Raw genomic sequence first — 22,967 nt, forward strand, 5'->3', positions numbered from 1 at the left:
AACAACGCGGTCGGGCCGGATCCAGACCTAGAAGGGCGGCTCGTCCGAGTAGCCACCGCCGGAGCTGCCGCCCCAGCCACCGCCGCCGCCACCCTGCTGGCCGCCGCCGGCAGGGCCGCTGGTCGCCCACGGGTCGTCGGCAGGAGCGCCGCCGCCCTGCTGGCCGCCGCCGGGGCCGCCGCCCCAGCCGCCGCCACCCTGGCCACCGCCCTGCTGACCGCCGCCGAAGCCGCCGCCCTGGCCACCGCGACCGCTGGTCTTGGTGATCTTGGCCGTGGCGTTCTTGAGGCTCGCGCCCACTTCCTCGACGTCGAGCTCGTAGACCGTGCGCTTCACGCCCTCGCGGTCCTCGTACGAGCGCTGCTTGAGGCGGCCCTGTACGACCACGCGGGTACCCCGCGTAAGGGACTCGGCGACGTTCTCAGCCGCCTGACGCCACACCGAGCAGGTCAGGAACAGGCTCTCGCCGTCCTTCCACTCATTGGTCTGACGGTCGAAGGTGCGGGGGGTGGATGCGACGCGGAACTTCGCAACCGCCGCACCGGACGGGGTGAAGCGCAGCTCGGGGTCGTCGACAAGATTGCCGACAACCGTGATGACGGTCTCGCCTGCCATTAGGGGAACCTCTCGGCGGGTGTGCTGCTGGCTGCTGGTGTTGCTGCTACTCGGACCCGGTTACCGCTGAACGCTGAGGCGCTCAGTGGGTCTCGGGACGGAGGACCTTGGTCCGGAGGACCGACTCGTTCAGGTTCATCTGACGGTCGAGCTCCTTGACGACCGCAGGCTCGGCCTGCAGGTCGATGACCGAGTAGATGCCCTCGGGCTTCTTCTTGATCTCGTACGAGAGACGACGACGGCCCCAGGTGTCGACCTTCTCGACCTTTCCGTTGCCCTCGCGGACGACGGAGAGGAAGTTCTCGATCAGCGGGGAGACAGCGCGCTCCTCGAGATCGGGGTCGAGGATGACCATCACCTCGTAGTGACGCATGGTGAACCCACCTCCTTTGGACTCAGCGGCCACGGTCGTTCCGTGGCAGGAGGGTCATATGCGTTTCCGCGCCGAGCCCGGCCGGTCATCCGGACAGACATGGGCGCAGACCGTACAGAGTACCTGCCTGAAGCCTTCCGGTTGAAATCCGGCCGGTGCACCCCTCAATCTGGAACACAACGGGTGTGAGCGGCGTTACAGTGCGCCGCCCTGTCATCGGAGGTGCCGCATGGCACAGGCAGCTAGGACCCAGCGCGACCTGCTCTCGCTTCTCAACAGCGACGGCAAGGAGCATCCCGTCGAGAACACCTTCGCCCTCGTCACCCTGGTGCTCGGCGCGATCGCCGCCTTCACCACGCTCTCTCCCAGTCTGCACCTGGTCAGTTCCTGGGTCGGTCTGATCGGAATCGGCACCGGCCTGTGGGGCCAGTTCATCTCGTCGACGACAGGCGAACGCTTCCTGTTGATCATCGGGCTGGGCGCTTCCGCCTTCGGTTTCTACCTAGGTGTGGCGTTCGGCGGACTCATCGGCTGAGGCGCCCGGCCGTCTCACGGTGTGGCATACGGGGCCCAGCCCGTACGGCCCAGACGGGGCGCTCCCCGGTCACAGTAGGCTTCGGCGCGAGAGCCGGAGCCCCGACCATGGGGACACACCTGCCGAGGAGCGCCCCGCATGAGCCTGACCCTGAGGACCATCAGCCGAGAGCAGCATCTGGCGTACATCCAGAGCCTGCCCGCGGCGAGCCACATGCAGGTTCCGGCCTGGGCGGACGTGAAGGCCGAATGGCGTTCGGAGAGCCTGGGCTGGTTCGACGCGAGCGGCGAGCTGGTCGGTGCCGGCCTGGTGCTCTACCGCCAGGTGCCCAAGGTCAAGCGCTACCTCGCGTATCTGCCCGAGGGGCCGGTCATCAACTGGTTCACGCCGAACCTCAAGGACTGGCTCGAGCCGATGCTGGCGCACCTCAAGAAGCAGGGCGCCTTCACCGTGAAGATGGGTCCTCCGGTCGTCATCCGCCGCTGGGACGCCGCAGCGATCAAGGCCGGCATCCAGGACCCGGACATCAAGCGCCTGCGCCAGGTCGAGGCGACGCACATCGAGCCGCGCGCCTTCGAGGTGGCCGACCAGCTGCGCCGTATGGGCTGGCAGCAGGGTGAGGAGGACGGCGCCGGCTTCGCCGACGTGCAGCCCCGCTATGTCTTCCAGGTGCCCCTGGCCAATCGTTCCCTCGAAGAGGTCCACAAGGGCTTCAACCAGCTGTGGCGCCGGAACATCAAGAAGGCCGAGAAGGCCGGCGTCGAGGTCGTCCAGGGCGGCTACGACGATCTGGCCGAATGGCAGCGCCTCTACGAGATCACCGCGGAGCGCGACCGGTTCACGCCGCGCCCCCTCGGCTACTTCCAGCGCATGTGGAAGGCGCTCAACGCCGAGGACCCCAACCGCATGCGGCTGTACTTCGCGCGGCACAACGGCGTGAACCTGTCGGCCGCGACGATGCTGGTCGTCGGCGGGCACGTCTGGTACTCCTACGGCGCCTCCGACAACATCGGCCGGGAGGTCCGGCCCTCCAACGCCATGCAGTGGCAGATGCTGCAGGACGCCTACAAGCTCGACGCCTCGGTCTACGACCTCCGCGGCATCAGCGACTCCCTGGACGAGAACGACCACCTCTTCGGTCTGATCCAGTTCAAGGTCGGCACGGGTGGGCAGGCGGCGGAGTACCTCGGCGAGTGGGACTTCCCGCTCAGCAAGGTCCTGCAGAAGGCGTTCGACATCGCGATGTCGCTCCGCGGATAGCCTGCGCACCGGCGGCAGCTCCCCCGCACCGTTTCGTACCCTGAGACACTCCGCTACGAGAAAGGTTCCGGCCCCGGCCATGGCGCTCACCCTCTACGTCGACACCGCGCGCTGGCGGGCGCATCAGCAGAGCGTTCTCCAGCAGTTCCCCGGTCTGGTCCCGGTCTGCAAAGGCAACGGCTACGGCTTCGGCCATGAGCGCCTCGCCGACGAGGCGACCCGCCTGGGCGCCGACATCCTCGCGGTCGGGACGACCTACGAAGCGGCCCGCATCAAGGACTTCTTCAGCGGTGACCTGCTCGTCCTGACCCCGTTCCGGCACGGCGAGGAGCCGGTGCCGCTGCCCGACCGGGCGATCCGCTCGGTCTCCTCGGTCGAGGGCGTCGGCGGCCTGGTCGGCGCCCGGGTCGTCATCGAGGTCATGAGCAGCATGAAGCGCCATGGCGTCAAGCCGGAGGACCTGCCGAAGCTGGCCGCGGCCATCGAGGACGTCCGGCTCGAGGGCTTCGCGATCCACCTGCCGCTGGACCGCGCCGACGGCTCCGACGCTGTCGACGAGGTCATCGGCTGGATGGACCGGCTCCGCGCCGCCCGCCTCCCGCTGCACACCATGTTCGTCAGCCACCTCAAGGCCGATGAACTCGCCCGCCTCCAGCAGCAGTTCCCGCAGACCCGCTTCCGCGCGCGGATCGGTACGCGGCTGTGGCTCGGCGACCACGAGGCCACCGAGTACCGCGGCTCGGTGCTCGACGTCACCCGGGTGTCGAAGGGCGAGCGCTTCGGCTACCGCCAGCAGAAGGCGGCCTCCGACGGCTACCTCGTCGTGGTGGCGGGCGGCACCTCGCACGGTGTGGGCCTGGAGTCTCCCAAGGCGCTGCACGGTGTGATGCCGCGCGCCAAGGGCGTGGCCCGGGCCGGCCTGGCGACCGTCAACCGCAATCTCGCGCCGTATGTCTGGGCCGGAAAGCAGCGCTGGTTCGCGGAGCCCCCGCACATGCAGGTGTCGATCCTGTTCGTGCCGGGGGACGCCCCGCAGCCGCAGGTCGGCGAGGAGCTGGTGGCCCATCTGCGGCACACCACCACTCAGTTCGACCGCCTCGTGGACCGCTGAACCGGCCGGCACTCCACCGCACACCAAGGGCCCGGTGCCGCAGACCTCCTCTGCGGCACCGGGCCCCGTGCATGCACCACCGGCGCCGGATCAGTCCCGTACGACGCCCCAGCGCACCCGTGGCGTCCCCTCGAAGTGCACCGCGTGCCGAGGCGGGTGGTACGTCCTGCCGAGCACGAACACATCGGGGCTGCGGTCCAGGACACCGCCCGACGGATCGTCGTCACCGTCCCTGCGGACCACGTCGCGCTCCGGCATCAGAATGTCCCGTACGACCACGGCGCACAGGTAGAGGGTGCCCAGGAGGTGCAGCGCGATGGCCAGCTGATAGCCCTCCGGCGGCAGACCTTGGTGCTTGTCGCCGCTGCCGGTGTAGGCGAGGTACATCCAGATCCCCAGGAAGTACATGACCTCGCAGGCCTGCCAGACGAGGAAGTCCCGCCAGCGCGGCCGGGCCAGCACGGCGAGCGGGGTCAGCCACAGGACGTACTGCGGCGAGTAGACCTTGTTGGTGAGGATGAACAGCGCGACGACGAGGAACGCGAGCTGGGCGAACCGCGGCCGCCGAGGCGCGTAGAGGGTCAGCACCCCGATGGCGGCACAGCCCAGGAGCATCAGGAGCGTGGCATAGGTGTTGGCGTTCTCCAGCGGATTGCCGGTGCGCTGCGAGATCAGCAACCAGATCGAACCGAAGTCGATGGGCCGCTCCTGGCTGAAGGTGTAGAACTTCGCCCAGCCCTCACGGATGTGGAAACCCGTCGCATCGTGCGTGATCATCACCGGCAGGTTCACCACCAGCCAGGCCCCCACCGCTCCGGCCGCCGCCTTCCCGAACGCGCGCCAGGCTCCCGCCCGCCAGCACAGCACCAGCAGCGGGCCCAGCAGCAGCACCGGGTACAGCTTCGCCGCGGTCGCCAGGCCGATCAGCATGCCTGCCTTCAGCGGGCGGCTGCGCGACCACATCAGCATCCCGCCGGCGGTCAGGGCGATCGCCAGCAGGTCCCAGTTGATGGTCGCAGTGAGGGCGAAGGCGGGCGCCAGGGCGACGAGCAGGCCGTCCCAGGGACGGCGCCGATGCGTACGGGCCACGCACACCGCGATCACGGCGGCGCAGACCATCAGCATCCCGGCGTTGACCAGCCAGTAGATCTGCTCGCGGTACTGGATCGTCCCCGCGTTCGGTGTCATCCACGAGGCGACCTCCATGAAGACGCCGGTGAGCACCGGGTACTCGAGGTACTCCATATCGCCGGGCAGCCGGTCGAAGTAGGGGATCAGCCCGTCGGCGAAGCCCCGCCCCGCATAGAGATGGGGGATGTCGGAGTAGCAGGCATGGGTGTACTGGCTCGTGGCCCCGAAGAACCAGCCGCCGTTGTAGCAAGGCAGCTTCTGCACCATGCCGAGCGCGAACATCCCGATGGCGACGAGTGCGACGACCCGCACCGGTGTCAGCCAGTGCGTACCGAGCAGGGCGCGCCGGCCGAGCGGACCTCCGACCAGCTCGCTGCCGGCCGCCGCCACCTCATCCCGCCTTGTCGGCCGTACCGGCCCATCCTGTCGCACGCTCGTCATAGCCCCATCCTGCCGTACGACCAGGGGCAGAACATGGCGAAGCCCCTGTCCCGGCAAGCCGGGCAGGGGCTTCGCGGCTCATGTTTCACGTGAAACGGTCACCGTTGTTTCACGTGAAACGGTCGGCGCCATGTTTCACGTGAAACGGTCGGCGCGGTGCCTATGAGCCGGACGGGCCACCGAACAAGCCTCCGTTACCTCCGCCGTTGCCGTTCCCATTGCCTCCACTGCTACCCGGGTCCACGGTGGGAGTGCTCGTCTCGCCCCCGGTGTCACCACCCGGTCCGCCGGTGGTCGTCCCACCGTTGTCGTTGCAGTTGACGTCCCAGGGAGAACAGGGCTTGGTCGGAGTCGGGCTCGGGCTGTCCGACGGAGGAGCGGACTCGGTGGGAGTCTCCGACGGGGTCTCCGACGGGGTGTCCGAGGGGGTGGGAGTCGGCGTCGGGGACGGCATACCTGCTTCGTCCGCCCGCTCTCCGATCGGGATGGCAGCCGGGAACGGCTCCGAGGTGACACCGTTCATCGCCTGCAGCATGTACTCGGTCCACACCTCGGTCGGCAGCGCACCACCGTGAATCGAGTCGAAGCCGCCGACTCCGTTCATGGACAGCTGACGCGGGTTCTGCGCGTCCTCGCGGAACATCGTGATGGCCGTCGAGAGCTGCTTGGTGTAGCCGACGAACCAGGCCGACTTGTTCTCGTCGGTGGTACCGGTCTTGCCCGCGGCCGGCATGTTCAGCCGGTTGGCTTCCTTCGCCGTGCCGTTGTCGATGACGTTCTCCAGGACCTTGGTCACGTTGTTGGCGATGTTGGAGTCCATCGCCGTCTCCTGGCTGGGCTTCTCGAAGCCCGGCTGGTCCTCGCCCTCGAACGTCACCTTGGTCACGGAGTACGGCTCCACCTTCGTGCCCGACGCGGCGAACGTCGCATAGGCGTCGGCCATGCGGATCGCGCTCGGTGTGGAGGTGCCCAGCGCGAAGGACGGGTTGAGGTTCTTGTCGAAGCTGGCCGGCGAGATGCCCGCGGCCTGCGCCATGTCCCGGACCTTCGCCATCCCGACATCCATGCCGAGCTGCACGAACGGGGTGTTGACGGACTGCTCCATCGCCTTGACCAAGGAGATGTAGCCCCAGCGGTGGGCGCTCTCGTTCTCCTGGTAGAAGGGCGAGTTGTCCCGCTTGAGGACGTAGGTGCCGTCCGCCTTCTTCACCTTGAGATGGTCGTTGCCGTTGTACCGGCTGAGGGGCGAGAGCCCCTGGGGCTCGGTCGCGGGCACGCCGTACTTCATCGCCGCCGCGAGCACGAACGGCTTCCAGGTCGAGCCGACCGGGACGCCGAAGGTGTCGGCGTTGTTGCTGAAGTGGCCCTTGTCATAGCCCTCACCGCCGTACAGGGCGACGATCTTGCCGTCCCCCGGCACCACGGAAGCACCACCGAACTGGACGTACTTGTCCTTCTCGCGCTCCTTGGGGTTGATGTACCGCTTGTGGACCTTCTTGACGGCGTCAGCGAGCTGACCGGTCTTCTTCTTGTCGAAGGTCGTCCGGATCGTGTAGCCGCCCTTGTCGAACTGGGCCTCGCTGATGTCCCCGTGCTTCAGCACGTACTTCTTGGCGGTGTCCATCAGATAGCCGATCTGGCCGCTCTTGCTGGCCACCGGCTTGGGGGTGATGGGCTTGGGGAACTTCGTGTACTCGGCCCGCTCCGACTTCGACATGAGGCCGTTCTCGACCTCCCGGTCGAGGATCCACTTCCACCGCGCGATGGCGCGCTTGGTGTTCGCCTCCCGGGTGGCTCCCGGGCCGGTGCCACCCGCCGGGTCGTACAGGTCGGCGCCCTTGAGCACGGTCGCCAGGAAGGCACCCTCGTCCGGCTTCAGCTTGTCGGCGTTCTTGCCGTAGTACGCCTGGGCCGCTGCCTGGATCCCGTAGGCACCGCGACCGTAGTAGCTGGTGTTCAGATACCCCTGCAGGATCTTCGGCTTGTCCATCCGCCAGCCGACCTTGATCGCGATGAACAGCTCCTTGAACTTGCGATCGAAGGTCTGCTGCTGGTTCAGCATGGCGTTCTTGACGTACTGCTGAGTGATGGTCGAGCCACCCTGGGTCTCGCCGCCCCTGGCCATGTTGAACACGGCACGCGCGATACCCATCGGGTCCACTCCGGAGTCCGTCCGGAAGGAGGCGTTCTCCGCCGCGATCGCTGCATTCTGCATGGACGGCGGGATGTCTTTTATGTCGATGTTCTGCCGGTTGGTCTTACCGTCGCGAGCCATGACGTCGCCATTGGCCCAGAGGTAGACGTTGTTCTGCGACTTGGCGGCGTCACTCTCGTTCGGCACGCTCACCAGGGCCAGCGCGACGCCGGATACGCCCACGATCAGACCGGCGAAACCGATGCACAGGCTGGTGACCTGCTTCCACGACGGCACAAAGCGCCGCCAGCCGACCTTGTTGGCGCGCGGGTAGTCGATCAGACGCCGCTTGGCGGGCCGCCCGTCGCCACGCCCGCGGCCGCGGCCGCCCTCGGGGCCACCGCCACCACCGCCACGGCGGCCTCCACCGCCATGGCCGCCGGCACCGGAGCCCGCCGCCGAGGCGTCGGACCCCCTCCGGCGGCCGCCGCGCTGGGCGGCCCTGCGGGCCTCGGCCCGACCGCCCGTCCGCGACTCGTGCCCGGAGGGGTCACCGTAGGGGGCAGGACCGGCAGCGGAGCCACGCGAACGGGCGCCACGGCGCCCCGATGACTCTTGTGCGGCGCGTCGGGCCGCGGCACGTCCGCCACTCTGCGGCTGTGGCGGTTTGCGACGGTGCTCGCTCATGGAACGAATACTCCTCGGGCAGGCGCGCTATCTCGTCGCCTGAAGGCGGCAGTTGTCTTCAGGTCCCCCCGATGCACGGCCCACGCCAAAGGCACGAGCCGCAATACACCGAGGACGGGGACGCCAGATATCGGCCCACGGTTCCCGGCAGTCTGCATGCCGCACAGACTACGCACGGCCAAAACCTGCCCAGTGTTGAAATTCACTCCAAATCAGTCAGGTTGCATCGCACGAATCGGTGATGTGACGCCGTTCACCACCTCCCCCCTTGTCCCCCTCCGATGCCCGTTCTATCGTCTGGATGTATCGAGTCGATACATCAGCACGAGATAAAGAACGCATCGGGCCGAGGAGGCGGAGGATGACCAGACGTTCCGGCATCCTCGAGTTCGCCGTCCTCGGCCTGCTCCGTGAGTCCCCGATGCACGGCTACGAGCTGCGAAAACGGCTCAACACCTCACTCGGGGTGTTCCGTGCGTTCAGCTACGGCACCCTCTACCCGTGCCTCAAGGCACTGGTCGCGAGCGGCTGGATCGCCGAGGAGACGGACGACGCTCCGGAGGGGGTCCCCGCCGCGGCTCTGACAGGGCGCCGAGCCAAGATCGTCTACCGATTGACCGCATCGGGCAAAGAGCACTTCGAGGAGTTGCTCGCCCACTCCGGACCGGATGCGTGGGAGGACGAGCACTTCGGCGTCCGCTTCGCATTCTTCGGCCAGACGTCGCGGGACGTGCGGATGCGGGTGCTGGAAGGCCGCCGCAGCCGGCTGGAGGAGCGCCTTGAGAAGATGCGCACCTCGTTGGCCAGATCCCAAGAGCGGCTGGACGACTACACCCTCGAACTGCAACGCCACGGCATGGAATCCGTGGAGCGCGAAGTCCGTTGGTTGAACGAGCTCATCGAGAGTGAGCGCGCCGGGCGCGATCAGCGCGCACCGGGTCCCGCAGCGCATGACATGAAGAACCAGTCAGGAGATACGGGCGGCCTGCCCCGGCACCGGGGTGGTTCCCGGCCGGATCCGTCCGATGACACCACCACATGAGGCTCTGCTGTGCAGGTCCTCATCGAGAACACAGGGAGCAACCGGAATGGGTTCGGTTCGCGTAGCCATCGTCGGCGTGGGCAACTGCGCCGCCTCGCTGGTACAGGGCGTCGAGTACTACAAGGACGCCGACCCGAAGAGCCGCGTGCCCGGCCTCATGCACGTGCAGTTCGGCGACTACCACGTGCGTGACATCGAGTTCGTGGCGGCCTTCGACGTAGACGCCAAGAAGGTCGGCCTCGACCTCGCGGACGCCATCGGCGCCAGCGAGAACAACACCATCAAGATCTGCGACGTGCCGAACACCGGCGTGCAGGTCCAGCGCGGCCACACCCTCGACGGCCTGGGCAAGTACTACCGCCAGACCATCGAGGAGTCCCCCGAGGCCCCGGTCGACATCGTCCAGGTCCTCAAGGACAAGCAGGTCGACGTCCTGGTCTGCTACCTCCCTGTCGGCTCCGAGGACGCCGCGAAGTACTACGCCCAGTGCGCCATCGACGCCAAGGTCGGGTTCGTCAACGCCCTTCCGGTCTTCATCGCCGGCACCAAGGAGTGGGCGGACAAGTTCACCGAGGCCGGTGTCCCGATCGTCGGTGACGACATCAAGTCGCAGGTCGGCGCCACGATCACGCACCGCGTGATGGCCAAGCTCTTCGAGGACCGGGGCGTCATCCTGGACCGCACGATGCAGCTGAACGTCGGCGGCAACATGGACTTCAAGAACATGCTCGAGCGCGAGCGCCTGGAGTCCAAGAAGATCTCCAAGACGCAGGCCGTCACCTCCCAGATCCGGGACCGTGAGCTGGGCGAGGACAACGTCCACATCGGCCCCTCGGACTTCGTGGCGTGGCTGGACGACCGCAAGTGGGCCTACGTCCGCCTCGAGGGCCGCGCCTTCGGCGACGTCCCGCTGAACCTCGAGTACAAGCTCGAGGTCTGGGACTCCCCCAACTCCGCGGGCGTCATCATCGACGCGCTGCGCGCCGCGAAGATCGCCAAGGACCGCGGCATCGGCGGCCCGATCCTCTCCGCGTCCTCGTACTTCATGAAGTCGCCGCCGGTGCAGTACTTCGACGACGAAGCGCGGGAGAACGTCGAGAAGTTCATCAACGGTGAGGTCGAGCGCTGACGCGCCCTCCGTGACCTTGCTCCGCAGGCCTCCGGGTATTCCACCCGGGGGCCTGCGGGCTGTGTGAGGCTGTGCCTCATGCATGCTGTGCGCGATCTCCGCGTATTACTCCGGCTACGTGACTTCCGTTCGCTCCTTGCCGCACGGCTTCTGTCCCAGGCTGCCGACGGGGTCTTCCAGGTCGCGCTCGCCACCTACGTCGTCTTCTCACCCGAGAAGCAGACCTCACCCGCGGCCATCGCCTCCGCCATGGCGATCCTGCTGCTGCCGTACTCGCTCCTCGGGCCGTTCACCGGCGTGCTGCTCGACCGCTGGCGGCGCCGCCAGGTCCTGCTCTACGGCAATCTGCTGCGCACACTGCTGGCCATGGCGACGGCCGCGCTGATCGTGTCGGACGTCCCCGACTGGCTCTTCTACGCCTCGGCCCTGTCGGTGACCGCCGTGAACCGCTTCGTCCTGGCCGGGCTCTCGGCCGCGCTACCCCGGGTCGTCGACGGCGGACAACAGCTGGTCATGGCCAACTCCCTTGCCCCCACGGCCGGCACGCTCGCCGCGACGGCGGGCGGCGGACTCGCCTTCGCGGTCCGGCTGGCCGGCTCGGACGTGGACGCGTTCGTCGTGCTGCTGGCCGCGGCCCTCTACTTCTGCTCGGCGCTCACCGCGCTGCGCATGACGCCACAGCTGCTCGGCCCCGATCTCACCGACCTCCAACCGCACCTGCGAGAAGCCCTGCTGAGCACCGTACGAGGTCTCGCGGAGGGGTTGCGTCATCTCGCCGAGCGACGCACCCCGGCCCGTGCGCTGGCCGCGATGACCCTCATCCGCTTCTGCTACGGAGCGCTGACGGTCATGGTGCTGATGCTGTGCCGGTACTCCTGGGCCGAGACCGAATCCGAGGGCCTGGCTCTGCTCGGGATCACCGTCTTGGTATCGGGCGCGGGCTTCTTCATGGCCGCCGTCGTCACTCCATGGGCGGTGGCGCGCTTCAGCGCGTTCGGCTGGATTGCCTGCTGTGCCGCCATGGGCGCGGTGCTGGTGCCGGCGCTCGGCCTGTTCTTCACGCCGGGGCCGATGCTGGCCGCCGCCTTCGTGCTCGGTCTCGGCACACAGGGAACCAAGATCTCCACGGACACGGTCGTCCAGTCGACGGTCGACGATGCGTTCCGCGGCCGGATCTTCGCCATCTACGACGTGCTGTTCAACGTCGCCTTCGTCGGTGCCGCCGCGGTCGCCGCCCTCATACTGCCGCCGGACGGCAGGTCCACCGTCCTGCTCCTCATGGTGACCGTGATCTACGCACTCGTCGCCGCGGCAGTGGTGCGCTTGAGGAGCGATTAGGCACCGCTTCCCCGCACGCCGGCGACCGGGCCCAGCAGCCGTGGCACGGACCCGATACCTTACGGGCGTCCTACACGAGCCTGTACACATCAAACTTCGGGGGAGTTCCATGACCATGCCGCCTCAAGGCCCGAACCCATACGGCCAGGCGCCGTACGGGCAGAACCCGTACCCCCAGGCACCGCCGCCGCCCCAGGCTCCCTACGGTCAGCCCCAGCCCGGGTACGGCCACCCTCAGCAGCCACAGGCTCCGTACGGCTACCAGCAGCCGCAACCGGGATACCCCGCGCCGCCGCAGCAGCCCTACATGCAGGGCGGTGCTCCCGTTCCGCCGCCGCGTCCCGCCAAGAACCGGTCTCCCAAGGCGATCCTGAAGGGCATCGGCGTCGTCTTCGTGCTGATCGCCTTCGCGTTCTTCTGGATCACCAGCCTGGACGACGCGGACAGCGCCGAGGTCGGTGACTGCGTGAAGAAGTCCGCAAGCTCGCTCGACGACGGCCTCAAGGTGGTGGATTGCGGCACCTCGGAGGCCCAGTACAAGGTGACCGCGGTGCACAACGACACCTCCGACCCCTCCGTCTGCCCTGCGGGGGAATCGGCGTACACCAAGTCCGTGCAGCGTCGTAAGCGCGCCGACACCCACATGGTGCTCTGTCTGACCCCCGCGAAGTAGAGCGAACCGAGCACGCCGGATAAGCCTTGGGGCGGTGTTTCCCGTGAAACACCGCCCCAAGCCGCATGCACCATGTTTCACGTGAAACATGGCGGCCCACCGACCGCCTGTTTCACGTGAAACATCAGCCCTGCGTCGCCCACCACTCCTTCAGAGCGGCGATGGCTGCCTCCCGGTCCATCGGACCGTGCTCCAGCCGGAGCTCCAGCATCTGCTTGTACGCCTTGCCGACCTCGGGCCCAGGGCGGATGCCCAGGATCTGCATGATGTCGTTGCCGTCCAGGTCGGGCCGGATCGCCTCCAGCTCTTCCTGCTCCTGGAGCCGCGCGATGCGCTCTTCGAGTCCGTCGTAGGCGCGTGACAGCGCAGCGGCCTTGCGCTTGTTGCGGGTGGTGCAGTCCGAGCGTGTCAGCTTGTGCAGCCGCTCCAGCTGGGGGCCGGCATCGCGCACATAGCGGCGGACCGCGGAGTCCGTCCACTCTCCCGTTCCATAGCCGTGGAAGCGCAGATGCAGCTCCACCAGACGCGAGACGTCCTTGACCATGTCGTTGGAGTACTTCAGCGCGGTCATCCGCTTCTTGGTCATCTTCGCGCCCACCACCTCGTGGTGGTGGAAAGAGACCCGGCCGTCCTTCTCGAAGCGACGCGTCCTGGGCTTGCCGATGTCGTGCAGCAGGGCCGCCAGCCGCAGGACCAGATCGGGTCCGTTCTCTTCGAGGTCCATCGCCTGGTCCAGCACCGTCAGCGAGTGCTCGTAGACGTCCTTGTGCCGGTGATGCTCGTCACTCTCCAGCCGCAGGGCCGGCAGCTCGGGCAGGACCCGGTCGGCCAGGCCGGAATCGACGAACAGCCGCAGGCCCTTACGCGGGTGCCCGGCCAGCAGCAGCTTGTTCAGCTCGTCCCGTACCCGCTCGGCCGAGACGATCTCGATGCGCTCCGCCATCGCCTTCATCGCGGCGACGACCTCGGGGGCGACCTCGAAGTCCAGCTGGGCGGCGAAGCGGGCGGCCCGCATCATCCGCAGCGGATCGTCCGAGAACGACTCCTCCGGCGTGCCCGGCGTCCGCAGGACACGGGCGGCCAGGTCCTCCAGGCCGTCGTGCGGGTCGACGAACTCTTTCTGCGGCAGCAGCACCGCCATGGCGTTCACCGTGAAGTCCCGGCGGATCAGGTCTTCCTCGATCGAGTCGCCGTAGGACACCTCGGGCTTGCGGGAGGTGCGGTCGTAGGCCTCGGAACGGTAGGTCGTGACCTCGATGTCGAACGAGTCCTTCTTGCACCCGACCGTGCCGAAGGCGATGCCGACCTCCCAGACCGCGTCCGCCCACGGCCGGACGATCTTCAGTACGTCCTCGGGACGGGCATCGGTGGTGAAGTCCAGGTCGTTGCCGAGCCGGCCCAGCAGTGCGTCCCGGACCGAGCCGCCGACCAGGGCAAGCGTGAACCCGGCCTCCTGGAATCGGCGGGCCAGGTCGTCCGCGACAGGGGAGACCCGCAGCAGTTCGCTCACGGCGCGCCGCTGCACATGGTTCAGCGCGTTCGTCGACTGCGCGCTCTGCTCGGCGTGCGGAGTGGGGAGGTCATTGTTGGCGTTCGGCACAACAGAACAGGGTACGTGGCCGCGCAGCGCCGAGCGCCACGTAATAAAGGGGACAGGCCGGTCATGCGGCGGCCGGCACCGCGATCATGTGGAGCACTCCCCGGCACTCGGGTGCGGCAGGCCTCGTTACCATTCGTGGACGCACATTCCGACGACCACTGACGACGACGAGGGACGGACGAGCGCGTGGCCGAGGCGGCAGGGTTCCAGGTGACTGAACGGCCGCGTGGTCGATGGCTGCGAAGGACCGTGACGCTGCTCACTGGAGTCCCCCTGCTCGTGGGACTGCTCCAGGTCCCGCACGCCCCCTCCGCGCAGGCGGCCCCGACGGGCTCCCGCACGGTCGACGTGACCATCGACTCACTGTCCCCCTCCGCTCCCGCCAAGAGCGACACGGTCACCGTCTCCGGCACGCTGACCAACGACGGTCGCAGCACGATCACCGACGCCCACGTCGGAATGCACCGCGGCGACGCGCTCAGCAGCCGCAGCGCCATCGAGGCCGCGACGCATCGCAACGGCTACCTGCCGGGAGTGGACGGCGAGGAGGTCAAGGACCACCAGCAGAAGATCGACAAGCTGGAGCCCGGCGTCAGCCGGCCCTTCACCCTCAGCGTCCCGGTCAAGGACCTCGACCTCGGCGACGACGGCGTGTACCAGCTCGGCGTCTCACTGTCCGGGCGCGCACAGGCCGGGTCCTATGAGCAGGTCCTGGGGATCGACCGGACGTTCCTGCCCTGGCAGGCCGCCAACGCCGAGAAGAAGACCCAGCTCACCTACCTGTGGCCGCTGATCTCCTCCACCCGCCTCACCGCCGAGACCGTCGGCGACGCCCAGCAGACGCCGGTCTTCCGCAACGACGACCTCGCCGCCGAGCTGGCCCCCGGCGGCCGGCTGCAGCAGATGGTCGCGCTCGGCAAGAACCTGCCGGTGACCTTCGTCATCGACCCCGACCTGCTCGCGACCGTCGACGCGATGACCAAGTCGTACCGGGTGGGCGGCCCGGACGGCCCGATGGGCAAGAACCAGGCGGTCGCCAAGCAGTGGCTGCACGAACTCGAGGAAGCGGTCACCTCGCACGAGGTGGTGGCGCTGCCCTTCGCGGACCCCGACCTCGCCTCGCTCGCGCACCACGGCAAGGGCGTGCCCAGCGCGCTCAGCCACCTCGGCCCGGCCACCGACCTCGCCGAGAAGACCGTGGACACGATCCTCGGCGTCAAGCCGCGTACGGACTTCGCCTGGCCCGTGGACGGCGCGGTCGACTCCTCCATCGTCGATGTCGCCACCTCGGCCGGTGCGCACAACGTGATCACGCGTAGCGACAGCCTGCGGGAGAACGGCGGGCTGTCCTACACCCCGACGGCGGCCCGTCCCATCGGCGGCGGCAACACCGCCATCGTCGCGGACGCACCGCTCTCACAGGCGTTCGAGGGCGATATGTCGAAGGCCGGGAACGCCACCCTCGCGGTCCAGGAGTTCATCGCCCAGACCCAGATGATCAGCCTCCAGGAACCGGACCGGCAGCGCAGCATCGTCGTCGCACCGCAGCGGATGCCGTCGGTCAGCCAGGCCCAGGCCATGGCCACCGCGCTGCGTCAGCTGAACGAGTCCGGGCGCTGGACCACGCCGCTGCACCTCGGCGCCGCCGCCAAGGCCAAGCCCGACCCCGCGGCCAGCCGCCGTGTGCCCAGCGGCGCCGCCTACCCGTCCTCGCTGCGCCGGCACGAGCTGCCCACGGAGGCCTTCCGGCAGATCCAGGGGACCCAGGTCGCGCTGGACGACTTCCGGGTGATCCTGGCGCAGCCGGAGCGGGTGGTGACGCCGTTCGGCAACGCGATAATGCGCGAGATGTCGACGGAGTGGCGGTCCGATGCCTCCGGCGCCTCGGCGTTCCGTCGCTCGGTGCGCAGCTACCTCGACGGCCTGACCAAGAAGGTCCACCTGATCCAGAAGTCGGACGCCACGCTCTCCGGGCGCAGCGCCACGATTCCGGTGACGGTCCAGAACAACCTGGTCCAGGGCGTCAAGGACATGACGCTGAAACTGACCTCCTCCCAGCCCAACCGCCTGGACGCGGGCAAGCCGCAGCAGATCACGGTCGACGGCGGGCACAGCCAGTCGTTCAAGTTCAACACCACGGCCAATGCCAACGGCCGCGCGTGGGTGACCGCCCAGCTCTACACGTCGGACGGAAAGCCCTACGGTGGCCCCATGACGTTCCAGGTGAACGTCACGGAGATCACCGCCACTGTGATGCTCGTCATCGCCGGCGGTGTGCTGCTGCTCGTCCTCGCCGGAGTGCGGATCTACCTCCAGCGCAAGCGGGCCGCGGCCCAGCGCGCCGAGGACGGGTCGGACGGCGACGGCTCCGACGGTGACGGGCCTGACGGCGAGGAAGGCACGGACGGCGACAGCGGTGGCACGGACGGCGACACCCCCGAGCAGCCGAGTGACCCCAAGCCGGACACCGGTTCGGAAAGCTCCGACCCGTCCGGCTCAGGTGAGAAAGTGGACCGTTGATATATGGCGGGGCCGGATGGCCGGCGACGGATGAGGTGGGGCAGCGATGAATGCGCCGTACGACGGTGACCGGGGCCGGGGCGCCAATGGCGACCCCATGGGGCCGGTCCCTCCGACGCCCCCGCCCTCAGCGGACCGTGATCCCTTTGTGCAGGACGCCTACCGCGACAGCCCGCACCGCGCACCGGACCCGATGGCCCAGGGTCCGGTGAGCGAGGCACGCTACGACCGCCCCGCGCACCCCCCTGCGCCTCCGGCGCAGCCCGCGCACCCGCTCTACCAGCAGCCGGGCCGCCATACCCCCGACGCACAGCCGTGGCCCGCGCCTGCGCCCTCCGAGCCGCAGGGCCCCGGCCGCGATCTCCAGTACAGCGACGATGCCGCGACGATGCAGTTCATGGGCGTCGACGATCGAGGCGCCCAGGCCGCCGGCGACCGTCCGGAGCCCGACGCCTTCGCGCATCTCTTCCGCGACCAGCAGCAGCCCTACGAGCCGCAGCGCCCGGCGCCCGCCGGCCCGCCTGCCACGCCCTCCGCTGCCGCCGCGGCACCCGCACCGGAGCCCGTACCGCAGCAGACCGCTCCGGCGCCGGCACCCGCCCCCGTGGCGGCGGCCGGCAAGTCCTCCGCCAAGCCCTCCGGGGGCCGCGCCTCCGGCCTGCTCAAGTCCAGTGCGGTGATGGCCGCCGGCACGATGGTGTCCCGTCTCACGGGCTTCATCCGCTCGGCGCTGATCGTCGCGGCGCTCGGCGGCGCCGTGCTCGGCGACTCCTGGCAGGTCGCCTACCAGCTCCCGACGATGATCTTCATCCTGACCATCGGCGGCGGTCTGAACTCCGTCTTCGTCCCGCAGCTGGTGCGTGCGATGAAGGAGGACGACGACGGTGGCGAGGCCTATGCCAACCGGCTGCTGACCCTGGTCGTCGTGGTCCTCGGCGTGCTGACGGTGCTGTCGGTGTTCGCCGCTCCGCTGCTGGTGAAGCTGGTCTCCTTCGACATCTCGCGCGACCCCGCGGCCAACGAGGTCGCCGTCGCGTTCACCCGCTACTGCGTGCCCACGATCTTCTTCATGGGTCTGCATGTGGTGATGGGGCAGATCCTCAACGCCCGCGGCCGCTTCGGCGCGATGATGTGGACCCCGGTCCTCAACAACATCGTCATGATCGCCACCTTCGGCCTGTTCATCTGGGTCTACGGCACGGCGAAGACCTCGCACATCGGCGTCACCACCATCCCCGACGAGGGCATCCGGCTCCTGGGCATCGGCACCCTCCTCGGGCTCGTCGTCCAGGCGCTGGCGATGATCCCCTACCTGCGCGACGCCGATTTCCGGCTCCGGCTCCGCTTCGACTGGCGCGGCCACGGCCTGGGCAAGGCCGCCAAGCTCGCCAAGTGGACGGTGCTGTTCGTGCTCGCCAACCAGGCGGGCGTCCTCGTCGTCACCCAGCTGTCCACCTGGGCCGGCAACACCGCCGACCAGCAGGGCCACCCGGGCACCGGCTTCATCTCGTACGCCAGCGCCCAGCTGATCTGGAACATGCCGCAGGCGATCATCACCGTCTCCGTCATGGCGGCGCTGCTGCCGCGGCTGGCACGGTCCGCCCACGACGGTGACACCGGAGCCGTCCGGGACGACATGTCGCAGGGCCTGCGCACCTCCGCCGTCGCCATCGTCCCGATCTCGTTCGGCTTCCTCTCCCTCGGCATCCCGCTGTGCACGCTGGTCTACGGCTCGTCCGGCGCCGGCGTCCCGATGGGCTACATGCTGATGGCCTTCGGTGTGGGCCTGATCCCGTTCTCGGTGCAGTACGTCGTCCTGCGCGCCTTCTACGCGTACGAGGACACCCGCACGCCCTTCTACAACACGGTGATCGTCGCCGCGGTCAACGCAGCGGCCTCCGGGCTCTGCTTCCTGATCCTGCCCGCCCGCTGGGCCGTGGTCGGCATGGCGGCCTCCTACGGCCTGGCCTACATCATCGGCGTCGGTGTGGCCTGGCGGCGCCTGAGCAAGCGGATGGACGGCGATCTCGACACCGCTCATGTCGTACGGACCTACGCGCGGCTCGCCGGCGCCAGCATCCCGGCCACGATCGTCTCCGGAGCCGTGGTGTACGCAATCATGCAGACCCTCGGCAGCGGATTCCTCGGCTCGCTGGCCGCGCTGGTCGCCGGCATCGCCGCACTTCTGGGCGTGTTCTACATCGCCGCACGCAAAATGCGCATCGAGGAAATGAACGCCCTGGTCGGCATGGTCCGGTCAAAGCTTGGGCGTTGATTGAGCACAACCATCGACTGCCACCGTGTGTCGTGCATAGTGGCGGACTGTGGGCACAATTGTCTTGGCTCATTGAGCCTGCAACGGATGGGGAGGCAGGAACGACGGTGGCGGAACGGAGCACGGCTGCCGTCGACGTGGCCGACACGAGCGGTGAGGAACCGCTGACCGCCAAGGCGGTCAAGGCCACGGACGACGGTGCTAAGGCCGAAAAGGTATCCGGCGGGGAACAGGACGCCGCACGCACCGATGAGCAGCGTGCCCAGGCGACCGAGGCCCAGCCACCGGAACTGCACAGCGGCCACAAGCTCGCCAGACGCTACCGACTCGAGGAGTGCGTCACCCGTCTGGACGGATTCAGCAGCTGGCGTGCAGTGGACGAGAAGCTGCGCCGGGCCGTCGGCGTGCACATCCTGCCCGCCGACCATCCGCGGGCCCGGCCGGTGCTCTCCGCCGCGCGCTCCTCGGCTCTGCTCGGCGACCCCCGGTTCGTCCAGGTCCTGGACGCGGTCGAGGAGAACGACCTCGTCTACGTCGTCCATGAGTGGCTGCCGGACGCCACGGAACTCACCACCGTGCTGGCCAACGGACCGCTCGAGCCGCACGACGCCTACCAGCTCGTCAGCCAGGTCTCCCAGGCCATGGCCGCCGCGCACCGCGAGGGCCTGGCCCATCTGCGGATCACCCCCGGTTCGGTGCTGCGCACGGAATCCGGGCAGTACCGCATCCGTGGTCTTGCCGTCATGGCGGCGCTGCGCGGCATCACCTGCGAGCACCCGCAGCGCACGGACACCGAGGCGATCGGCGCGCTGCTGTACGCCGCGCTGACCCAGCGCTGGCCGTACGAGAACGACGCCCACGGCCTGACCGGCCTGCCCAAGGGCGTCGGGCTGATCGCTCCCGACCAGGTGCGCGCCGGCGTCCACCGCGGGCTCTCCGAGCTGGCCATGCGTGCCCTGATCAACGACGGCGCCACGGCTTCCCGCCAGGAGCAGCCCTGCACCACCCCGGAGGAACTGGCCAAGGCCGTTGCGGCCATGCCGCGTATCCGGCCTCCGGAGACGGCGTTCACCACGCCGCCGCCGTATCAGCGCACGGGGTACCAGCAGGGCAACTACCGGCAGTCGTCGGCGCACAACGGCCAGGCCGCCCGGCAGACGCAGCCCGTTCCCACGCCTCCGCCGCCGCTGCAGAGCCGCACCGGCCGGGCGCTGAAGTGGTCCGTCTCCGCGCTGCTGATCGCTGCGCTGGGGCTGGGCAGCTGGCAGCTCGCGGACACGCTGCTGAAGCGGGAGAACGACCAGGAAGACCCGGGGAACTCGCAGAGCAGCGGCGGCCGGGCGAAGAAGCCGAGCGGCAAGCCCCTGTCGATAACGGGCGCCACGGAGTTCTCGCCCCTGGCCGAACCCTTCTCAGCAGCGCAGGCGGCCAATGCCACGGACGGCGACCCGGGTACCGCCTGGGTGACAGGTCGGTTCAAGGGCTGGGCAAACTTCGGAAACCTGCCGTCGCGCGCGAACGGCAGCGGCATCATCGTCGACCTCGGAAGCGCGAAGGACATCTCCGGGATACAGGTCAGCATGTATCGGCCGGGCCAGACCGTGGAAGTCCGCGCGGCGGCGGCTTCCGCAGTCGACCCGACGAAGCTCGACGATTTCTCACGGCACCTCTCCAAGCCGGAGAAGGCAGGTGACCGGCTGGATGTGAAACTCGACCAGCCGGTGCGAACCCGCTATGTACTGATCCGCGTCACGGAACTCCCCAGCGATGGGGAATCGGATTGGTACCGGGGTGGCCTTTCAGAAATCAAAATTTCAGGCTGATACCGCGGACCGCACTTTCCCGCCCGCCGGTACCTTCGCCTTGGGCACGAGGGCCTGCCGAGTCATCGGCAGGCCCTCGTGTCGTGTGCTGCTCAGCTGCGTCCCTGGGTGACCTGGGCGACGACGAAGCAGACAGCGCCCATGATCCCCCTAAGGGCTGCCCCGGCCAGGCTTCCGACGGCCGCTGCACGGCCTGCTTCCGCATGAGGAATTCCAGAACAATTCCGCGCGGGCCATTCCGGCGCGAAATCCAGTCAACATCGCCGTGCGAAGCGGGCCATACCAAATGACCTCGGATCGCTGCGCGCAACAAACAACCGGAAGAATGACTGGAAAACGACACCTGTACGGCCGCCATGCCGAGAAGGAAAAGCGCCGGTACGGCCTTCAGAAATCCCAGGGACGAGGTCGCGCGCCTACGAATACCTGGCACTTCTCCCGACGGCTGCCTACCATGCGGGGTACGAGGTTGCTGCCAACCCGTGGACTCATCACGTCGCGGTGCGACAGGTCGACGATCGCCGGTGTGTGACAAGGTCAAGGTTCCGAGGGTTCAGCCGCTGGGCAAGGGGGTTTGAATGGGTGCGCTGGACGAACTTGGTGATCAGGACCTCCTGGCTCGCCATGTCGCCGGCGACCCCGACGCCTTCGGGGAGATCGTCCGGCGGCACCGCGACCGGCTCTGGGCAGTGGCACTGCGCACCCTGGGGGACCGCGAGGAAGCCGCCGACGCCGTGCAGGACGCCCTGGTCTCCGCCTATCGTGCGGCCCACACCTTCCGTGGTCAGTCCGCCGTGACGACCTGGTTGCACCGCATCACGGTCAACGCCTGTCTGGACCGGGCCCGCAAGGCCGCCTCCCGGCGCACCTCTCCCGTCGCAGAGACCGAGCGGCTGGAGCAGCTGCTGGAGCCCGAGGAATCCGCCGCCGCACCCGCCGAGCGCCAGGATCTGTACCGGGAGCTGCTGAGTGCGCTGCGCACACTCCCGGAGGAGCAGCGTGCCGCTCTCGTCCTCGTCGATATGCAGGGCTATCCCGTCGCGGAGGCTGCCGCCGTCCTCGATATCCCGACCGGGACGGTGAAGAGCCGCTGCGCACGAGGCCGCGCTCGGCTCCTGCCCTTGGTCACCCATCTGCGCGCTGACGGCGGGGGTAGCGAACCCGCGAGCCGGGGAAGGAACCGGGCGCAGGGGACATCCGTCCCACCGACGGCAGGGCCGAAGGACACAGGTGCCGTGAAGGGCGGAGGTGGGTGAGCGTGACGTCGACGACCGGCACGGGTGAGCACCCGGAGGTCTCTGAGATCTCCGACCTCACGGACGGGCTGCTCTCCCCCTCCCGCACCGCAGATCTGCGCGACCACCTCGCCGCCTGTGCGCTGTGCGAGGACGTCTATGAGTCCCTGGAGGAGATCCGGGGGCTGCTCGGCACGCTCCCCGGTCCGGTGCGAATGCCGGCCGATGTCGCCGGACGCATCGATGCCGCCCTCGCCGCCGAGGCGCTGCTGGATGCCACCGCTCCTGGCGTCGAGGGGCATGTTTCACGTGAAACAGCCACCTCGCCGATCGCTGTTTCACGTGAAACCGATGCCGAGTCCCCCCGTCGTGAAACGCCGTCCACCCGGCCCGCCGGACGGCCTCGGGGCGCATCCGGCCCGGGCCGCCCGGCAGCGGGCGGTCGCTCGTCCCGCGCACGCCGCTGGCCACGGATTCTGCTCGGCACCGCAGCGGCTGCCGCGATCTTCAGCTTCGGTGGCCTTCTGCTCCAGAACGCCACCATGGACAGCCCCCAGGGCCACCACCAGGACCGGTCCACCGCGACCACCGAAAAGAACATGAACGGCGCGGCCGGCCTCACCGCCGCGAGCCTTGAATCACATGTCCGCGGCCTGCTGGCGTCCAAGGGCTCGCACAAGTCCCCTGATGTCGGTGCTCAGGGCCTCCCCGAGACACCGCTGCGGGGCAACGCCGACACGATTCCGTCCTGTGTCCGCCAGGGCATCGGGCGCCCCGAAGCGCCGCTCGCGTCCAGCCACACCCGCTACCAGGGCAAGGACGCCTTCCTCGTCGTACTGCCGGATCCGAGCGATGCACGGCGGGTCTCGGCGTATGTCGTCGCCTCCTCGTGCGTCTCCGCCACGCCGCCGGCTCCCGGAAAGGTCCTGCTGTCGCACTCGTACCAGCGAGACTGAAGGACGAGAAGTGCGCTGTGACACTCCGGGAATGCTCGCCCCGTAGGATCCGTTGGGTGGGGTGAGAGTTCCCCGAGCCCCAGCAAGCA

At 68.6% G+C, this 22,967-nt stretch carries 17 protein-coding genes; 12 read left to right on the forward strand and 5 right to left on the reverse strand.

The window, feature by feature from the left end; all coding sequences use genetic code 11:
- Window positions 1-27: 27 nt before the first annotated feature.
- Window positions 28-615: a single-stranded DNA-binding protein gene (locus tag AC0680_RS03615; RefSeq protein ID WP_384424252.1), complete on the reverse strand. Its 588-nt coding sequence runs from the start codon at window positions 613-615 to the stop codon at window positions 28-30.
- A gap of 82 nt (window positions 616-697) precedes the next feature.
- Entirely contained in the window at window positions 698-988 is a 291-nt protein-coding gene (rpsF, locus tag AC0680_RS03620) for a 30S ribosomal protein S6 (RefSeq protein WP_006604399.1), read from the reverse strand.
- 229 nt (window positions 989-1,217) lie between these two features.
- Between rpsF and AC0680_RS03625 the strand changes: the two genes are divergently transcribed.
- The 3 genes from AC0680_RS03625 (at window position 1,218) to AC0680_RS03635 (ending at window position 3,894) form a co-directional block, all read left to right on the forward strand.
- Window positions 1,218-1,523 carry a hypothetical protein gene (locus AC0680_RS03625; protein ID WP_478624606.1) on the forward strand — a complete coding sequence of 102 codons (306 nt, stop codon included), beginning with the start codon at window positions 1,218-1,220 and terminating at the stop codon, window positions 1,521-1,523.
- Between the two features lie 138 nt (window positions 1,524-1,661).
- Entirely contained in the window at window positions 1,662-2,783 is a 1,122-nt protein-coding gene (locus AC0680_RS03630; RefSeq protein WP_478624607.1) for a lipid II:glycine glycyltransferase FemX, read from the forward strand.
- 79 nt (window positions 2,784-2,862) lie between these two features.
- Window positions 2,863-3,894 (forward strand): alanine racemase, encoded by a 1,032-nt coding sequence (locus AC0680_RS03635; protein ID WP_467657933.1) that lies wholly within the window; start codon window positions 2,863-2,865, stop codon window positions 3,892-3,894.
- A gap of 90 nt (window positions 3,895-3,984) precedes the next feature.
- On the opposite strand, the gene AC0680_RS03640 is transcribed toward AC0680_RS03635, so the two are convergent.
- Both AC0680_RS03640 and AC0680_RS03645 read right to left on the reverse strand, forming a co-directional pair.
- Window positions 3,985-5,466: a glycosyltransferase family 87 protein gene (locus tag AC0680_RS03640; RefSeq protein WP_478624608.1), complete on the reverse strand. Its 1,482-nt coding sequence runs from the start codon at window positions 5,464-5,466 to the stop codon at window positions 3,985-3,987.
- A gap of 160 nt (window positions 5,467-5,626) precedes the next feature.
- Window positions 5,627-8,287 carry a transglycosylase domain-containing protein gene (locus AC0680_RS03645; protein ID WP_478624610.1) on the reverse strand — a complete coding sequence of 887 codons (2,661 nt, stop codon included), beginning with the start codon at window positions 8,285-8,287 and terminating at the stop codon, window positions 5,627-5,629.
- A 361-nt stretch (window positions 8,288-8,648) separates the two neighbouring features.
- Here AC0680_RS03645 and AC0680_RS03650 point away from each other — a divergent pair, with 361 nt between their 5' ends.
- The 4 genes from AC0680_RS03650 (at window position 8,649) to AC0680_RS03665 (ending at window position 12,469) form a co-directional block, all read left to right on the forward strand.
- Window positions 8,649-9,329 (forward strand): PadR family transcriptional regulator, encoded by a 681-nt coding sequence (locus tag AC0680_RS03650; RefSeq protein ID WP_478624612.1) that lies wholly within the window; start codon window positions 8,649-8,651, stop codon window positions 9,327-9,329.
- Between the two features lie 46 nt (window positions 9,330-9,375).
- Window positions 9,376-10,458 carry an inositol-3-phosphate synthase gene (locus AC0680_RS03655; RefSeq protein WP_478624614.1) on the forward strand — a complete coding sequence of 361 codons (1,083 nt, stop codon included), beginning with the start codon at window positions 9,376-9,378 and terminating at the stop codon, window positions 10,456-10,458.
- Between the two features lie 78 nt (window positions 10,459-10,536).
- Window positions 10,537-11,796: an MFS transporter gene (locus tag AC0680_RS03660; protein ID WP_478624615.1), complete on the forward strand. Its 1,260-nt coding sequence runs from the start codon at window positions 10,537-10,539 to the stop codon at window positions 11,794-11,796.
- Between the two features lie 109 nt (window positions 11,797-11,905).
- A complete protein-coding gene (locus AC0680_RS03665; protein ID WP_478624616.1) occupies window positions 11,906-12,469 on the forward strand; it encodes an LppU/SCO3897 family protein in 564 nt (187 codons plus the stop codon).
- Window positions 12,470-12,593: 124 nt separating this feature from the next.
- Here AC0680_RS03665 and AC0680_RS03670 read toward each other — a convergent pair whose 3' ends face one another.
- Window positions 12,594-14,069 carry a CCA tRNA nucleotidyltransferase gene (locus AC0680_RS03670; protein WP_478624618.1) on the reverse strand — a complete coding sequence of 492 codons (1,476 nt, stop codon included), beginning with the start codon at window positions 14,067-14,069 and terminating at the stop codon, window positions 12,594-12,596.
- Window positions 14,070-14,318: 249 nt separating this feature from the next.
- Here AC0680_RS03670 and AC0680_RS03675 point away from each other — a divergent pair, with 249 nt between their 5' ends.
- The 5 genes from AC0680_RS03675 (at window position 14,319) to AC0680_RS03695 (ending at window position 22,878) form a co-directional block, all read left to right on the forward strand.
- On the forward strand, window positions 14,319-16,589 hold the full coding sequence (locus AC0680_RS03675) for a DUF6049 family protein (protein ID WP_478624620.1): 2,271 nt from the start codon (window positions 14,319-14,321) through the stop codon (window positions 16,587-16,589).
- A gap of 46 nt (window positions 16,590-16,635) precedes the next feature.
- Window positions 16,636-18,864: a murein biosynthesis integral membrane protein MurJ gene (gene murJ / locus AC0680_RS03680; protein ID WP_478624621.1), complete on the forward strand. Its 2,229-nt coding sequence runs from the start codon at window positions 16,636-16,638 to the stop codon at window positions 18,862-18,864.
- Between the two features lie 107 nt (window positions 18,865-18,971).
- Window positions 18,972-20,687 (forward strand): protein kinase family protein, encoded by a 1,716-nt coding sequence (locus AC0680_RS03685; protein ID WP_478624622.1) that lies wholly within the window; start codon window positions 18,972-18,974, stop codon window positions 20,685-20,687.
- Window positions 20,688-21,265: 578 nt separating this feature from the next.
- Window positions 21,266-21,943, forward strand: a complete 678-nt coding sequence (sigM, locus tag AC0680_RS03690) for an RNA polymerase sigma factor SigM (protein ID WP_478624623.1) — start codon at window positions 21,266-21,268, stop codon at window positions 21,941-21,943.
- A 2-nt stretch (window positions 21,944-21,945) separates the two neighbouring features.
- Window positions 21,946-22,878: an anti-sigma factor family protein gene (locus tag AC0680_RS03695; RefSeq protein WP_478624624.1), complete on the forward strand. Its 933-nt coding sequence runs from the start codon at window positions 21,946-21,948 to the stop codon at window positions 22,876-22,878.
- Window positions 22,879-22,967: the final 89 nt, after the last annotated feature.

This window comes from Streptomyces sp. NPDC043738, from assembly GCF_056436545.1.

Coding starts and splice junctions, on each gene's coding strand:
- AC0680_RS03615 (WP_384424252.1), bottom strand. CDS start 615: ATGGCAGGCGAGACCGTCATCACGGTTGTCGGCAATCTTGTCGACGAC.
- rpsF (WP_006604399.1), bottom strand. CDS start 988: ATGCGTCACTACGAGGTGATGGTCATCCTCGACCCCGATCTCGAGGAG.
- AC0680_RS03625 (WP_478624606.1), top strand. CDS start 1,218: ATGGCACAGGCAGCTAGGACCCAGCGCGACCTGCTCTCGCTTCTCAAC.
- AC0680_RS03630 (WP_478624607.1), top strand. CDS start 1,662: ATGAGCCTGACCCTGAGGACCATCAGCCGAGAGCAGCATCTGGCGTAC.
- AC0680_RS03635 (WP_467657933.1), top strand. CDS start 2,863: ATGGCGCTCACCCTCTACGTCGACACCGCGCGCTGGCGGGCGCATCAG.
- AC0680_RS03640 (WP_478624608.1), bottom strand. CDS start 5,466: ATGACGAGCGTGCGACAGGATGGGCCGGTACGGCCGACAAGGCGGGAT.
- AC0680_RS03645 (WP_478624610.1), bottom strand. CDS start 8,287: ATGAGCGAGCACCGTCGCAAACCGCCACAGCCGCAGAGTGGCGGACGT.
- AC0680_RS03650 (WP_478624612.1), top strand. CDS start 8,649: ATGACCAGACGTTCCGGCATCCTCGAGTTCGCCGTCCTCGGCCTGCTC.
- AC0680_RS03655 (WP_478624614.1), top strand. CDS start 9,376: ATGGGTTCGGTTCGCGTAGCCATCGTCGGCGTGGGCAACTGCGCCGCC.
- AC0680_RS03660 (WP_478624615.1), top strand. CDS start 10,537: ATGCATGCTGTGCGCGATCTCCGCGTATTACTCCGGCTACGTGACTTC.
- AC0680_RS03665 (WP_478624616.1), top strand. CDS start 11,906: ATGACCATGCCGCCTCAAGGCCCGAACCCATACGGCCAGGCGCCGTAC.
- murJ (WP_478624621.1), top strand. CDS start 16,636: ATGAATGCGCCGTACGACGGTGACCGGGGCCGGGGCGCCAATGGCGAC.
- sigM (WP_478624623.1), top strand. CDS start 21,266: ATGGGTGCGCTGGACGAACTTGGTGATCAGGACCTCCTGGCTCGCCAT.